The 14,872-nt window shown below is 56.5% G+C and carries 16 protein-coding genes; 6 read left to right on the forward strand and 10 right to left on the reverse strand.

Going from position 1 to position 14,872, the window contains the following annotated elements; genetic code table 11:
- The first annotated feature begins 29 nt into the window (after positions 1–29).
- The 6 genes from GO984_RS13015 (at position 30) to GO984_RS13040 (ending at position 5,663) form a co-directional block, all read left to right on the forward strand.
- Positions 30–449, forward strand: coding sequence for a helix-turn-helix domain-containing protein (locus tag GO984_RS13015; protein ID WP_157022949.1), 420 nt, complete (start codon positions 30–32; stop codon positions 447–449).
- Between the two features lie 138 nt (positions 450–587).
- A complete protein-coding gene (locus GO984_RS13020) occupies positions 588–1,994 on the forward strand; it encodes a hypothetical protein (RefSeq protein WP_157022950.1) in 1,407 nt (468 codons plus the stop codon).
- 64 nt (positions 1,995–2,058) lie between these two features.
- On the forward strand, positions 2,059–2,934 hold the full coding sequence (locus GO984_RS13025; protein WP_157022951.1) for an S-methyl-5'-thioadenosine phosphorylase: 876 nt from the start codon (positions 2,059–2,061) through the stop codon (positions 2,932–2,934).
- A 124-nt stretch (positions 2,935–3,058) separates the two neighbouring features.
- Positions 3,059–3,694 (forward strand): LysE family translocator, encoded by a 636-nt coding sequence (locus GO984_RS13030; RefSeq protein WP_157022952.1) that lies wholly within the window; start codon positions 3,059–3,061, stop codon positions 3,692–3,694.
- Between the two features lie 144 nt (positions 3,695–3,838).
- Positions 3,839–4,378 (forward strand): adenine phosphoribosyltransferase, encoded by a 540-nt coding sequence (locus tag GO984_RS13035; RefSeq protein WP_157022953.1) that lies wholly within the window; start codon positions 3,839–3,841, stop codon positions 4,376–4,378.
- Between the two features lie 61 nt (positions 4,379–4,439).
- Positions 4,440–5,663 (forward strand): MFS transporter, encoded by a 1,224-nt coding sequence (locus GO984_RS13040; protein WP_157022954.1) that lies wholly within the window; start codon positions 4,440–4,442, stop codon positions 5,661–5,663.
- Between the two features lie 25 nt (positions 5,664–5,688).
- On the opposite strand, the gene GO984_RS13045 is transcribed toward GO984_RS13040, so the two are convergent.
- From GO984_RS13045 to coxB, 10 genes are all read right to left on the reverse strand, one after another.
- Positions 5,689–7,104: an FAD-binding oxidoreductase gene (locus tag GO984_RS13045; protein WP_157022955.1), complete on the reverse strand. Its 1,416-nt coding sequence runs from the start codon at positions 7,102–7,104 to the stop codon at positions 5,689–5,691.
- A gap of 162 nt (positions 7,105–7,266) precedes the next feature.
- A complete protein-coding gene (locus GO984_RS13050) occupies positions 7,267–7,851 on the reverse strand; it encodes a GNAT family N-acetyltransferase (RefSeq protein ID WP_157022956.1) in 585 nt (194 codons plus the stop codon).
- Complete coding sequence (locus GO984_RS13055; protein ID WP_157022957.1) at positions 7,851–9,113, reverse strand: M16 family metallopeptidase; 1,263 nt, start codon at positions 9,111–9,113, stop codon at positions 7,851–7,853. The genes GO984_RS13050 and GO984_RS13055 overlap by 1 nt, the downstream gene beginning before the upstream one ends.
- A complete protein-coding gene (gene thrC / locus GO984_RS13060; protein WP_157022958.1) occupies positions 9,110–10,498 on the reverse strand; it encodes a threonine synthase in 1,389 nt (462 codons plus the stop codon). The genes GO984_RS13055 and thrC overlap by 4 nt, the downstream gene beginning before the upstream one ends.
- Positions 10,498–11,178: an SURF1 family protein gene (locus GO984_RS13065; protein ID WP_157022959.1), complete on the reverse strand. Its 681-nt coding sequence runs from the start codon at positions 11,176–11,178 to the stop codon at positions 10,498–10,500. Before GO984_RS13065 ends, thrC begins: the two co-directional genes overlap by 1 nt.
- Positions 11,179–11,275: 97 nt before the next feature.
- On the reverse strand, positions 11,276–12,088 hold the full coding sequence (locus GO984_RS13070; RefSeq protein WP_157022960.1) for a cytochrome c oxidase subunit 3: 813 nt from the start codon (positions 12,086–12,088) through the stop codon (positions 11,276–11,278).
- A 23-nt stretch (positions 12,089–12,111) separates the two neighbouring features.
- Positions 12,112–12,699, reverse strand: a complete 588-nt coding sequence (locus GO984_RS13075; protein ID WP_157022961.1) for a cytochrome c oxidase assembly protein — start codon at positions 12,697–12,699, stop codon at positions 12,112–12,114.
- Positions 12,699–12,866, reverse strand: a complete 168-nt coding sequence (locus GO984_RS13080) for a cytochrome C oxidase assembly protein (protein ID WP_157022962.1) — start codon at positions 12,864–12,866, stop codon at positions 12,699–12,701. The genes GO984_RS13075 and GO984_RS13080 overlap by 1 nt, the downstream gene beginning before the upstream one ends.
- Position 12,867: 1 nt before the next feature.
- Positions 12,868–13,809 carry a heme o synthase gene (gene cyoE, locus GO984_RS13085; RefSeq protein ID WP_157022963.1) on the reverse strand — a complete coding sequence of 314 codons (942 nt, stop codon included), beginning with the start codon at positions 13,807–13,809 and terminating at the stop codon, positions 12,868–12,870.
- A 130-nt stretch (positions 13,810–13,939) separates the two neighbouring features.
- Entirely contained in the window at positions 13,940–14,779 is an 840-nt protein-coding gene (gene coxB / locus GO984_RS13090; RefSeq protein WP_138164546.1) for a cytochrome c oxidase subunit II, read from the reverse strand.
- Positions 14,780–14,872 lie beyond the last annotated feature (93 nt).

The following is a 14,872-nucleotide window of genomic DNA, read 5'->3' on the forward strand; positions in this document are numbered from 1 at the left end:
CTGCAACTTAAAGCCAACTTGAGGTCAACATGAAATCGATCGACATCTCGGAAGTTGCCAAACTGTCCGGCTTCAAGGCGTCAGCTCTGCGCTATTACGAAACTCTTGGCCTAATCCAATCAGACAGCCGCAAAGGGCTGCGACGCCAGTATGACGATACAGTTCTGGATCGGCTGGCCCTCATTTCGATGGGACAGTCAGCAGGGTTTTCCCTTGAGGAGATCGGGGAGGTTTTTCAGAAAGATGAACATTTCGAGATTGATCGCCAGCGCCTGCACACTAAGGCGGATGAAGTGGAACAGCACATCCGCCAGCTCAGAATACTGGCCCGGGCCTTGCGCCACGTGGCTGATTGTACAGCCCCAAGCCACTCCGAATGTCCAACGTTCCGCAAAATGATGGCCGAGGCTCCAAAACTGGCAACGCGCCAGAAACAAAGCAAACACTAGCGCTTTCGTTCGTCGCAACGGATACCGTCATCGGACAGAACTGCAAGCAAATCAGGGCTGTCCGGCTTGAATTTCCCAGCTTGCCTTCCCTTCCCCACAACTAACGATAGAGTGCGCCACAGCTAAAGGGGCAGTGCTATGATCAAAACTTGGCAAGACATCGAAGACCGTGGCGGTCAGGCTTGGCTCACACCCGCAGAGATCTTGTTGATCGAGGCCAGCAAGTCCGGCGACCCCTGTGTCCTTGGCGATGGGCTTTGCCCCGAAGAAGGCAATGTTCAGGGCTCACTGACGGTCCGCGCCGAGGTCCTGCGGTATTTGGTTCTGGGCGGCTGCAACATCGTTCAGATTCAGGATCTTGGTGTGCATTTATGGGGGGCCTGCATCACCGGCGAACTCGACCTCAGCTTCGCCAAGGCAAAGGGGGCACTGGGCCTGCTGAATTGTCGAATTGATCAGGGGGTACAGGCCCTTCAAACCCGGTTCGAAATGCTGAATTTGAGCGGAAGTTCAATTTCCCTGCTCAATGCACAAAGCGCCTCTTTCCATGGTGACGTGTTTCTGCGTGACACAAGAACCAACGGACCCGTCAGATTGAACGGGGCGACAATCGGTGGCCAGTTGGACTTAACCGGAGCCCATATTCATGCGCCAAACCGAAATGCGCTAAACGGTCAGCGACTTCGGGTCGAACGTGGTTTCTTTTGGCGCAATGTCACCGTCAGTGCAGGCGCAGTCGACCTGAACTCAGCCCATGTCGGGGATCTGGTTGATGATGTAACAGGCTGGCCCCCAAAAGGGCGCCTGATCCTTGATGGCTTTACCTATGAACGGATTTCAGGTTCTTCCACCCGCGCCAGCAAACGTATTGCCTGGTTGGAACAGGGCAGTGAATGGAACGGCTATTTCCATCCGCAACCCTTTACCCATCTGGCACAGGTGTTCCGCGATCTTGGTCACGATACTGATGCCCGCCGTGTCTTGGCCCGCCGTGAACAACTGGCACGCAGATATGAACGCCATCATATGCGCGTGGTCCCCGATGGCAGCCTCGGGCTGGGTTTCAAAAGTATCTGGCGCGATCTCAAACGCGGGGCTCTTTTTGCCGCCGATCAGCTATTGCGGCTGACAGTTGGCTATGGGCACCACCCCTTTCGCAGTCTCTGGCTGCTGGTGGCTCTGGTCTGTGCCGCCATGCTCCCCGCGCAAAAAGCCTGGGAGGAAGGCAGCATGGCTCCAAACGCTGCGCCGGTGTTGGTGTCGCAGGACTGGAGACATCTGGCCGGCACATCGGAGAATCCGGCGCGCGACTGGTCCGCTGTCATCCCCGGCAAAGACTGGGAAACCTTTTATGCCCCTGCCTATGCCAGTGACCTGGTCATCCCACTTGTCAACCTGGGCCAGACCGACGCCTGGGCCCCCTCCACCGAACGCGGACCCTGGGGCTGGCACCTGTGGTGGCTCAGATGGCTGTTCACCACAGCCGGCTGGATTGTCACCGCACTGGGTGCAGCTGCCATCACCGGCATCATCCGCCGCGACTAACACTTGCAAGTCCGGACCCCACCGGCATTATCTGACCAAGCATTATTGAACTGGGAGCAGGACTTTGACGGACACAATGATCGGTGTGATCGGCGGCTCGGGCCTTTACGAAATTGACGGATTGCAGGCTGCCGAATGGGTCACCGTCGAAACGCCATGGGGGGATGCCTCTGACCAGATCCTGACCGGCACTTTGGACGGTGTCAAAATGGCCTTTCTGCCGCGACACGGGCGTGGCCATGTGCATTCCCCAACCGAGGTTCCCTATCGTGCCAACATCGACGCCCTGAAACGCTTGGGCGTAACCGATGTAATCTCGGTCTCCGCCTGCGGTTCGTTTCGCGAAGAAATGGCCCCCGGTGATTTTGTCATCGTAGATCAGTTCATCGACCGCACCTTTGCCCGCGAGAAAAGCTTCTTTGGGACGGGCTGTGTGGCCCATGTCAGTGCAGCCCACCCGACATGCCAACGATTGGGGGATGCCTGCCAAACTGCCGCCAAGGACGCCGGGATCAATGTTCATCGGGGCGGCACCTATCTGGCAATGGAGGGGCCTCAGTTCTCAACAGTTGCCGAATCGAAAATGTACCGAGAGTCATGGGGCGCAGATGTCATAGGTATGACCAATATGCCCGAAGCCAAACTCGCCCGCGAAGCTGAGCTTTGTTACGCCTCTGTTGCGATGGTTACCGATTATGACAGCTGGCATCCGGGTCATGGTGCCGTCGATATCAGTGCCATTTTGGCCACCCTGCAGGGAAACTCCAACAATGGGGCTGAGCTGATACGCCGTCTGCCGAAACTACTTGGCGATCAGCGCGCGACCTGTCCGCATGGCTGTGACCGTGCATTGGAATATGCAATCATGACCGCACCAGAAAAACGCGACCCCGCACTATTAGCAAAGCTGGATGCCGTGGCCGGGCGGGTTCTCGGTTGAATTCGGTTTAAAGACCGACCTCGCAACAATCGGCAAAGCGAAGCTAAATCAAAATTGATCATTGACGCTTTGCCAAAGCGATGTCTTTGCTGCCTCTGATACAGATTGATCAGGGTGAATTGCTATGGATATGAACATTTGGTTGGCGTTTGTCGCGGCTTCAGTGGCGCTGCTGATGATCCCTGGTCCAACTGTGCTGCTCGTTCTCAGCTATGCCCTGTCCAAGGGCCGACAAGTGGCCGTAGCTGCAGCCTTGGGCGTGGCCGTTGGGGATTTCATTGCCATGACCGCATCGCTGGTGGGGCTTGGCGCCCTGGTCATGGCCTCGGCCACCCTATTCACGGTTCTGAAATGGGCCGGTGCCGTCTATCTGGTCTGGTTGGGGATCAAACTGTGGCGCAGTGCTTCGGGTGAACCTGACGCTGAGGTTGAGCTGGCCGCCACCCGCGACGTGCAGGCCCGTGGCATTTTTGGCCACACGGCCATGGTCACCGCGCTGAACCCCAAGTCCATCGGCTTCTTCATCGCCTTTGTACCGCAGTTCATCCACCCCGAAGGCAGTCTGGCCCCACAGTTTGCCATTCTGATTGCAACATTTGTGATCCTGGCCGGGTTGAATGCTCTGGCCTTTGCAGTGCTGGCTGATCGCATGCGTGGCTGGATCGCACGACCTGCTGTGGTGGCCAATCTAACCCGCGGCGGCGGGGTTGCTCTAATCGGCATGGGCCTGACCACGGCATTTCTGCGCCGCCCGGTTTAAATCCTACGCCTGCACATCTGCGGCAATTGCTGCGGACCCGCGGTTGTCACTTGCAACAAGCGCCCGCATCATCCAAACCGCTTAAGGTCTGACCAACTGGTCAGACCTGATCCAATTCGAGCCGACCACCAAAGAGGCCCCGCCATGTCGAAGCGTCCCGATGTCAAAGATTACATCCGCACCATCCCTGACTTCCCGCACGAAGGGATCATGTTTCGCGATGTAACCACCCTATTTGCCGATCCGCGCGGGTTTCGGATGGCAATTGACCAGATGCTGCACCCCTATGCTGGCATGCAGATCGACAAGGTGGTCGGGCTAGAGGCCCGCGGCTTTATCCTCGGAGGCGCGATTGCACACCAGCTGGGCACCGGATTTGTACCCATTCGTAAGGCGGGCAAACTGCCCGGTGCCACGCTCAGCCAAGATTACAAGCTGGAGTATGGCGAAGCGACGGTCGAAATCCATGACGATGCAATCCAGCCCGGTGAAAAGATCCTGGTGGTCGATGACCTACTGGCCACAGGCGGCACCGCTGCGGCAGGCATCAAACTGATCGAGCGATTGGGCGGTGAGATCCTGTCCTGCTCGTTCATCATCGACTTGCCGGAATTGGGCGGCGGCAAAGTATTGGAAGACATGGGCATGGACGTGCATGTCCTGTGTGAATTCGAAGGCGAATAACGTCACGACGCTGACGCGAAATGGCTTGCACGCCGTTTCCTGTCTGACCTAGCGTGCGCACATGACCACGCCCCAAATCCACGACAGTCGATATTCCTGGCTCCGCCTGCTTGTGACTCTGGCAATCGCCACCGTTGCCAATGTCGGCATGTGGGCGGTGATTGTCATTTTACCCGCCGTCGAAGTCGAGTTTGGTGCGGGTCGAGCTGAGGCCTCCATGCCTTATACCCTGACCATGGTCGGGTTTGCCTTGGGCAATCTGATCATTGGACGGCTGGTAGACCGGGTCGGCGTTACATTGGCCCTGAACGGGGCTGCACTGGTGATTGCAGCTGGCTATGCACTGTCTGTTTTGGCTCCTTCGATTACTGTCCTCTCCCTGACCCACCTGTTGCTGGGACTTGGCACAGCTGTTGGGTTTGGCCCCCTGATCGCTGATATCTCGCACTGGTTTATCAAACGACGCGGCATTGCTGTGGCGCTGGTTGCCAGTGGCAATTACCTTTCTGGCGCGATCTGGCCCACCGCGCTTTCCGGAATTCTGGCCGAGAGCGGCTGGCGCAGCGTCTACCTGACACTGGCACTGGTCACCCTGGTTGTTCTTATGCCACTTTCCCTGCTGCTGCGCCGGCGCCTTCCAGCAACGGCGCATGAAACCTCGGCCGCAGCCTCCGCTCTGAATGCCCGGTCCTCCGGTCTGACACCGCGACAGTTGCAATGGCTATTGGGGCTGGCCGGCATTGGTTGCTGTGTCGCCATGGCGATGCCTCAGGTCCATATTGTCGCTTATTGTGTTGGCCTGGGTTATGGCCCAGCCGTGGGCGCCGAGATGCTGTCCCTGATGCTGCTGGGCGGCGTAGCCAGCCGGATCATTTCGGGCCTGCTGGCCGACCGGCTGGGTGGGGTTGTGATCTTGCTGGCTGGATCAGTCCTGCAGTGTATCGCTCTGTTTCTGTATCTGCCCTATGACGGCATGATCTCGCTTTACATGGTCAGTCTGGTGTTTGGCCTGGCGCAGGGCGGTATCGTGCCCAGCTATGCACTGGTGGTGCGCGAATACATGCCCCCGCGTGAAGCTGGAGCGCGGGTTGGCTTTGTCATGATGATGACCATCCTTGGTATGGCATTGGGTGGATGGATGTCCGGCTGGATCTATGATGTCACTGGCAGCTATCAACTGGCCTTTATCAACGGCATTCTGTGGAACGGATTAAACATCGCGATCCTGTTGCTGTTGCTGCTGCGCAGCCGTTCGGCACGAAACGCAACCACTGCCCTGTCGTAAACCTTGGTGCGTGCCAGCACGCACCCTACACTTTCAGCACAGCGCCGGGGTTCATGATTCCGTTGGGGTCTAACGCCTGTTTGATCGCCCGCATGGCCGCCAGCCGCACCGGATCCCCATAGCGTTCAACATCTTCGACCTTCAGCCGCCCGACACCGTGTTCGGCGCTGATAGAGCCGCCCATCTGGTGCACCAGATCATGTACCGCGCGCTTTACCTCGCTGCGCTGCGCATCATAGTCCTCTCGGCTTTTGCCTGATGCAGGGAACACATTGTAATGCAAGTTGCCGTCACCAAGATGGCCAAAGCAATTGATCCGAAACGCCCCAAGTGCCGCAATGGCTTCACCGCCACGCGCTATGAACTCGGGGATCGCGGACAGCGGAATAGAAATATCATGGCTGGAGACCGATCCGATCAGCCGGTTTGCTTCGGGGATTTGCTCACGCACAGTCCAGAGCTCGTTGCGCTGGGTCTCGGACTGGGCAATCACCCCGTCCAATGCGCAGCCATCCCCAACCGCTGCCTCAAACAGGTCTGCCAGAGCCTGTTCTGGGTCTTGTCCACGAGACAACCCAAGTTCGATCAATACGCACCACTCAGGGGCGCGCTCAAAAGGCTGACGCAGCTGTGGCAATGTCTCAGCCAAAAACTCAAGCCCTTGCCGGTGGATCAGCTCAAAGGCGCTGACCGCCTCGCCCAACTGGTCACGCGCAAAAGAGAGCAAATCCAACGCAGCCTGCGCAGAGGGCACAACAAACATCGCGGTGCCGCGCACCGCCGGAACCGGGGAAAGTTTCAGTGCGGCTGCGGTAATCACCCCCAATGTACCCTCTGCACCGATCAACAGCCCACGCAGATCATAGCCAGTGTTGTCCTTACGCAACCGACTCAACCCATGCCAAATCTCTCCATTGGGCAACACCGCCTCCAATCCGAGACAGAGCTCGCGGGTATTGCCATAGCGCAGGACGTTCACGCCACCTGCATTGGTGGACAGATTGCCACCAATTTGCGCCGAGCCTTCCGAGGCCAGCGAGAGCGGGAACAACCGGTTTGCCCCCTGCGCCGCAGTCTGCACATCCGCCAGTATTGCCCCGGCTTCGGCAACCAGAACATTTTCCTGCGGGTAAACACCTCGAATGGCCGCTATTCGTTCCAGAGAAATCAAGAGGGGTGCGGGACCATCTGGCATCACTTGCCCACATACCAAGCCTGTACCGCCACCGTATGGAACAACGGGCACCCTTGCTGCATTGGCAGACCGCACCAACGTCGCGACCTCATCAACAGTCTGAGGCAGAGCAAGTACGCCAGCCTGGCCATTAAACCGGCCACGTGGCTCTTCCAGATACCGCGGTTCAATGTCGCGCAGCACCCCATCTGGTAGAATTGCGCTCAATTGATTTGCGAAGTCGGGGGTGGCGGGGTTCAATGTCATGTTCAATCCATGTCCAATTGGCATCCGCTACGCAAGCCCTGTTGCACCACAACCACCTGCGTTTTGGTCGCATGGCTCGCCCAAATGAACCAGCGTTCGGATGTTTCTTTTTGCCAGAACTACTCCGGGGTTTGGGGCAGAGCCCCAGGACATCAGCACAGATCACCCTGCTTCGGTGCGTCCCCGGCGGTCACTGCGCAAAGAGGCATATAGGACATGAGTCCGCCAGCGCCCGTTGATCTGCAAATAGGACTGAGCCACACCCTCATATTTGAAACTGGTGCTTTCCAGCAAACCGCGTGAGGCGGTATTCTCTGGCAGGCAGGCGGCTTCAATTCGGCTCAGATCCAGTTGAGTAAAGGCATAATGCACCACTGCGCCAATAGCCTCGCGCATGTATCCCAGACGGGCAAACGGCATGCCGGTCCAATAGCCAAGGGTTCCAGCCTGTGCTGGACCACGCCGAATATTGTCCAGCGTAATGGCCCCAACCAGTACCTGATCTTCACGCCTGCATAAGAACAGCGGCAGTGCAGTGCCTCCATTGACCGAACGCTGCGCCCAGTAGACCCGGTTGGAAAAAGATTTCCGGCTTAGATGTTCGGGGGCCCAGCTGGGCTCCCAGGGTGTCAGATACGCCTGACTGTCTTGCCGCAATCTGGCCCAGGCGCGAAAGTCGGAATGCACCGGCGGCCGAAGTGTCAGCCGCTCGGTTTCAATTCGGACTTTACGCTTGGACAGTAACATCAGGCAGCACGCCTCTCCTGCAGTTTTGCAAGACTTGGCGCCTGTGACACCGGACCATAAAGCGCTAGAGCCGCTGGTGCCTTGATCGCCATCATCTCTGCAAACTCGCGAACATCCCCGGTGGTTACCGCGTCAATGCGTGCGATGGTGTCTTCCAGTGGCGGCACCTTATCCCAGATCTGCACCAACCGTGCCAACCGTTCGGCCCGCGTTGACGGGCTTTCAAGGCCCATCAGCATACCAGCCTTCATCTGCGCCCGTGCGCGGGCCACTTCTTCGGGGGCCATGTCTTCAGCTGCGCGCTTCATCTCATCTATAGTGATCTCAGCCAATTCGCCCAGTTGGCTGGCCGACGTGCCGGCATAGATGGTGGTCGAACCGGTATCCGCATAGGCGCCCGTCTGAGCAAAGATCGAATAGCACAACCCGCGTTTCTCGCGCACTTCCTGAAACAGGCGACTGGACATACCGCCACCTAATGCGCTCGAGTAGATCTGAGCAGTGTAAATCGCATCATCACGGTAGCCGGGGCTTTCCAGAGCCAGAGCAAAATGGGCTTGCTCCAGTGTTTTTTCATGCCGCGCCTCACCACCGGTAAAGCGCGCAGGCTCTACCAACTTGCTGGCACGGGGCTGCATATGCCCGAACAGTTTCTCAGCCGTTTTGACCAACAGATCATGATCCACAGCCCCCGCAGCAGACAGGATCATCTGGCCAGGGCCATAATGTTCGCCAACAAACCCAGCCAGATCTTCGCGGGTAAAGGCGCTGACCCGCTCGGTCGGACCTAGAATAGTCCGGCCCAATGGCTGGTTGTGATAGCTTTCTTCCTGCAACCAATCAAAAATCACATCATCTGGTGTATCCAGAGACTGCCCGATTTCCTGCAGGATCACGCCACGCTCGATCTCGATTTCAGCCGCGTCGAACACCGGGTTCAGCACGATATCACTGATCACATCCAACGCCAGTGGGACATCATCTTTCAGGACACGGGCGTAATAGGCTGTCACTTCTCGACTGGTATAGGCGTTGATGTAGCCCCCAACATCCTCGATCGACTCGGCGATTTGCAAGGCCGACCGCGTGGTTGTTCCTTTGAACGCCATATGCTCCAGAAAATGAGCAATACCATTTTGCTCAAGCCGCTCATGACGACCGCCTGCCGTTACCCAGATGCCTATGGACGCAGATTGCAGCCCTGGCATGTTTTCAGAAACGATACGGAAGCCGTTAGCCAGCTGGTCTTGTTGAACAGTCAATTCGGTATGTTCTTTCTGATGTGCTCTTCGAGAGTCGTTAGGTCGTTGGCGATCCGGGTCACCCGTTCTGATCTGTCATACAGATCCGCCATGTGTGTGGGAAGAGGTGGATGTATACCACAGGCATCTTTCACTGCAGCCGGGAACTTGGCCGGGTGCGCTGTCGCCAGAGTAATCATAGGAACCTCTGAAACGCGATGTTCTTCGGCCACCTTGACCCCAACAGCACCATGCGGACACAGCAGATCGCCACTGGCCGACAACTGGCTCTTGATAGTGGCCAGAGTTTCGTCTTCGGAACACCGGCCTGACTTGTAAGTATCGGCCAATGACTGCATCGCGCCCTGCGACACGTCAAAGCCACCGGTCTTCAGCTCGTCCATCAGCTGCGACACCGCCCCTGCATCACGCCCGTAGGCAAAATACAGCGCGCGCTCAAAGTTGGATGAGACCTGAATATCCATAGAGGGAGAAATCGACGGGATGGTTTCGCCTTTGTAGTAGCCCTTCCCGTCCAGACAGCGGTGCAGAATGTCGTTCTGGTTTGTCGCCACAACCAGATCCTCGATTGGCAGGCCCATCTGCTGGGCGATATAGCCGGCAAAGATGTCCCCAAAGTTGCCGGTTGGCACGGTAAAGCTCACCTTGCGGTGTGGCGCGCCCAGCGACACAGCAGATGAGAAGTAGTATACGACCTGTGCCAGAACACGGGCGATGTTGATTGAATTGACCCCGGCCAGCTTTACGCCATCACGGAAGTCAAAGTCGTTGAACATGTCTTTGACACGGGCCTGACAGTCGTCAAAATCCCCGTCCAGCGCTAGGGCATGGACATTGGAATCCTGCGGTGTGCTCATCTGACGGCGCTGCACCTCGGACACCCGGCCATGCGGGTAAAGGATGAACACATCCACATTGCTCAACCCCTTAAAGGCCTCGATCGCGGCAGACCCGGTATCGCCGGACGTAGCACCAACAATCGTCACCCGTTCATCTCGCTTGGCCAGCGCTGCCTGGAACAACTGACCGATCAGCTGCATGGCAAAGTCTTTGAACGCCAGTGTAGGGCCGTGGAACAGTTCCAGCAGGAAGTGGTTCGGCGCCAGCTGTTTCAGCGGGGCCTGCGCTGCGTGGTCGAAATTAGCATAGGCCTTGGCGATGATGTCGCGGAATTCGGCGTCAGTGAAGCTGTCACCCAAGAACGGCCACATCACCCGGAACGTGGTTTCTTCATAGCTGAGACCAGACAACGCAGCGATGTCATCCTGGCTCATCTGCGGGATCTCAGCCGGGACATACAGCCCGCCATCGCGTGCCAGGCCACTTAACATGGCATCTTCAAAACTCAGCTCAGGCGCTTGGCCACGGGTAGAGATGTATTTCATCACGTTAGCTCTCGGTTTTGGCGCGAACGCCACAGGAAGTAAGCAGTCATCGCAGCCCAGAGGAAGGCCAGCGAAAACCAGGTGATCGCATATTGCAAGTGGTTGTTGGGGATTGATGCTGTGTCGATTGGCATCGGTATGACGGAGCTTCCATTGATCGGGTGGTCACTTAGCACCACCATGATCGGCAAGGTTTTCAGCGCAGCGGCCATGGCCTCCACATCGCGGGCATACCAGATGTTTTTGACGGTATCAGGAGGGGGCGTGTAACCGTCGGTTTCATCCGGCCAATGCAAGTTTCCCAGAAACTCAACCTGGCCAGTGTAGCGGACAGATCCTTTATCAGCAGATCGGATGAAGCCCCGGTCCACCAGAATCCGACGACCATCGTCGGTCACAAATGGGACAATCATCCTGTAGCCCGGCCCCAGCATGGGCATTGAAACCAGTACGTGTAACTCGCCACTCGCCATTTCGCCGATCAAACGAACCGGCCTGTATTTATCGGCCTCAGGATCAGGTTGAATGGGCAAGGCCACCGGCTCGGCTGCGACACGCGTTTCAATGGTATCCAAAATATTCTGTTTCCAGGCCATTCGCTGCATCTGCCACGCGCCAAGGCTCAGCAGAACTGCCAACCCAGCAACGCCAACGATCAGAACGAATATCAGACGCCGCATAACAGCCCCTCACCAACAGAAAAGCGCGCGGAGCATCCCCCGCGCGCTGTGCTTGATACGCTGTGCTCGCAGTTTTTCAACTGCAAACATGTATCCCTTACATTCCGGCGGTACCCCAGAGGTACACGGCGAAGAACAGGAACAGCCAAACCACATCAACAAAGTGCCAGTACCATGCAGCTGTTTCAAACCCAACGTGCTGTTCCGGAGTGAAGGCCCCCTTCATCGCACGGATCAAACACACGATCAGGAAGATGGTCCCCAGCAGTACGTGGAAGCCGTGGAACCCAGTCGCCATGAAGAAGTTCGAATAGAAGATATCGCCACCGAACTCCCAGCCTTCATGGGCCAGAACTTCATAGTATTCAAACGCTTGCAGGCCCGTAAAGGCAACACCAAAGGCGATACCGATGGCCAAACCCTGCACCAGTGCTTTGCGGTCATTGCTGTGGACCAGCGCGTGGTGCGCCCAGGTCACGGCACAGCCGGACAGCAGCAGAATCAAGGTGTTGATCAGCGGCAGATGGAACGGATCCACGATATGGATCGCAGGCTGCACATACTCGGTGCCGATATAGTCCTGCATTGGGTAGATCGCATGTTTGAAGAACGACCAGAACCAAGCAAAGAAGAACATGACTTCGGACATCACAAACAGGATAAACCCGTAGCGCAGTCCAATCCGTACCACACTGGTGTGATCGCCAGTGTTGCCTTCATGGGCAACTTCGGCCCACCAGGCAAAGCTGGTGTATAGAACAGCCAACAAGCCGCCCCAGAACAGCCAGGCAGTGATACCGTGCATCCACAGCACAGCGCCAAACAGCATGGCAAAGCCACCCACTGCGCCCAGCAGCGGCCAGATCGACGGTGGTAGAATATGATAGTCGTGATTTTTAGCGTGCGCCATTTAAGTGTCCCTCACCTGCCGGCTTAGTTCATGTTTGCTTCTGCCCCGGTGTTTTCACCGGTTTCAAGGGCGGCATAACCCTCGGGCAGATCGATTTCGTAAAAAGTGTACGACAGCGTGATCGTATGTACGTACTTACCGTCCCGGTCATCAACGATTTCCGGATCGACAAAGAAGGTCACGGGCATCTGAACCCGCTCCCCTGGTTGCAAAACTTGTTCCTCAAAGCAGAAGCAAGCGATTTTTTCAAAGAAAGCACCCGCAGCATAGGGTGTCACATTATATGACGCCTGCCCTGCGATTGGCCTGTCTGTTGGATTATAAGCTTCATAGAACGCAAGACCGGTTTCGCCAATCTTGATTTCCATCTCACGAACCATGGGTTTGAACTCCCACGGCATCCCCCGGTCCTTAGAGCCATCAAAGCGCACTTTGATCGTCTTCTCCAGGATTTCATCCGAGCCCGCTGTAGCCACCCCTGTGGTGCCGCCAAACCCGGTGACACGACAGAACCAATCGTAGAAAGGGACCGAAGCCCAGGCGAGAGCGCCCATGACAACGACAACCCCAACCAGTTGGGCCGCAGTTTTTTGTGGAGCATTCAGCGCCATCAGTTTTGGTCTGCCGCTTGGTTTTGTGGGAACTTAAAGTCAGAAGATGTGACTTTGACCAAGGTCAGGGCCAGCACCAGAACTACAAAAGCTCCAAGTGAAAGGCCCACGCCCAGATTGCGACCAAAGCGGCGCTGGTGAATTTCGTGCTGCGGTTTGAAGCTCATCTTACCAGCCTCCCAATCCAAATGGTTTCAGCATGGCTTCGACCAGGATCGCGCCAAAATGCAGGAACAGATACAACAGAGACAGCTTGAAGAAGCTGCGCTCGGCTTTGAAGTTATCCTTTTCGGAGTCGTCCTCATCACGGCGCCAGATTTTCCAGGCCCCACGCAGGAACAGCGCGTTCAACACCAGCGACACCGCTAGATAAACTGGCCCGCCGACACCCGAAAACGCGGTTCCAACGGCCAGTAGTGCCAACAGAATGGTATAGACCAGAATATGCACTCGGGTGGCACGACGTCCATGGGTCACCGTCAGCATCGGTACACCTGCATCGTCGTAATCGCTACGCATGAACAGTGCCAGAGCCCAGAAATGCGGTGGCGTCCACATGAATGTCAGGGCAAACATCAACCAGGGCTCAACAGACATAGAGCCGGTGGCAGCGATCCAGCCGATTACCGGCGGAAAGGCCCCAGCGGCACCGCCAATGACGATGTTCTGCGGCGTCGCCCGCTTCAGCCACATGGTGTAGACGACAACATAAAAGAAGATGGTGAACGCCAAGAACGCACCGGCCAGCAGATTGGTTGCCAAGGCCAGCATGATCACCGACATCCCTGACAGCGCCAAGCCCAGGCTCAGCGCTTCGCCTTCCTCAACTTTACCAGCAGGGATAGGGCGGCCCTTGGTCCGCTTCATCACCTTATCAATATCTGCATCCCACCACATATTCAGCGCGCCAGATGCACCGCCACCGATGGCGATAAACAAAATGGCACAAAAGCCTATGACGGGATGCACCGACACCGGCGCAGCAAGCAGGCCAACAAAAGCGGTGAATACCACGAGTGACATCACCCGTGGCTTTAGCAGGGCAAAATAATCGCCAAAGCTTGCCTCATCCTCACGGAGTATGCTGGCGTTGATGCTTGCGTCGCTCATCTTTGGTCCATTGGTTTTCTGGCTGCGTATCATACACGTAGCGTAGGGCAGTTTAGAAATCAGGCAAGGTGCGTATTACTGCGCACCCTGCCGTGACTAAGGAGACGGGCAAAGTGCCCTTCAGATCAGATCAGTTTGAAGCAACCTGAAAGTTCTGGGGCAAACCGGCGTATTCCTCGATCGCACCTTTCAGCCATGCATCATAGACCTCTTGGCTGACCACTTTGACGGTGATCGGCATATAGGTATGGTCCTTACCGCAGAGCTCGGAACACTGACCAAAGTAAACGCCTTCTTTGTCGGCTTTGAACCACAGTTCCGCCAGACGACCCGGTACGCCATCCTGCTTAACAGCAAAGGCAGGCATCGCCCAGGAGTGGATCACGTCAGCCGCAGTCACCTGCATCACAACGGTTTTGCCAACGGGCACCACAACTGCAGTGTCAGTGGCCAGCAGGTACTCGTCTTCAGCATAGCCATTTTCAGCCAGCTCATCTTTGGCCAGCATGAAGCTTTCAAAGCCGAATTCGTGATCGACATACTCATAACCCCAGTACCACTGGTAGCCTGTAACCTTAATGGTAAGGTCAGCTTCCGGAATTTCCTGCTGATTAAACAGAGCTGGTAACGAGAATGAGCCGATGAACACCAGGATCACAATCGGGATCAGCGTCCAGGCGATTTCAATTGGTGTGTGGTGGGTAAAGCTTGACGGATTCGGGTTCGCCTTACGGTTAAAACGCAGGATTGCGTACAGCAACAAGCCAGCAACAAACAAACTAACAGCAGTAATGATCACTAGGATCATAAAGTCCAGATCTTGCGTTTGTTGGGCCAGCTCGCTTGCTGCGGGCTGGAAATTAAGTCCACCTGGAATAGGCTTACCAATGGACTCTAGTCCATCCTGAGCCATGGCAGGCAGGCTCGACAGGCCCGCAAAAAGGCCCGAAAGCTTCAAAGCATTCTTCATTTTATATCCTGATCGTTTGATCGCGTTGTTCCTCGCGTCGCTGTATCCTGCGGGGAATCACTGATTCCACAAAACACATCGACCCCGTTGTCT

It is taken from the genome of Parasedimentitalea huanghaiensis, from assembly GCF_009753675.1.
GTDB classification, from domain to species: domain Bacteria; phylum Pseudomonadota; class Alphaproteobacteria; order Rhodobacterales; family Rhodobacteraceae; genus Parasedimentitalea; species Parasedimentitalea huanghaiensis.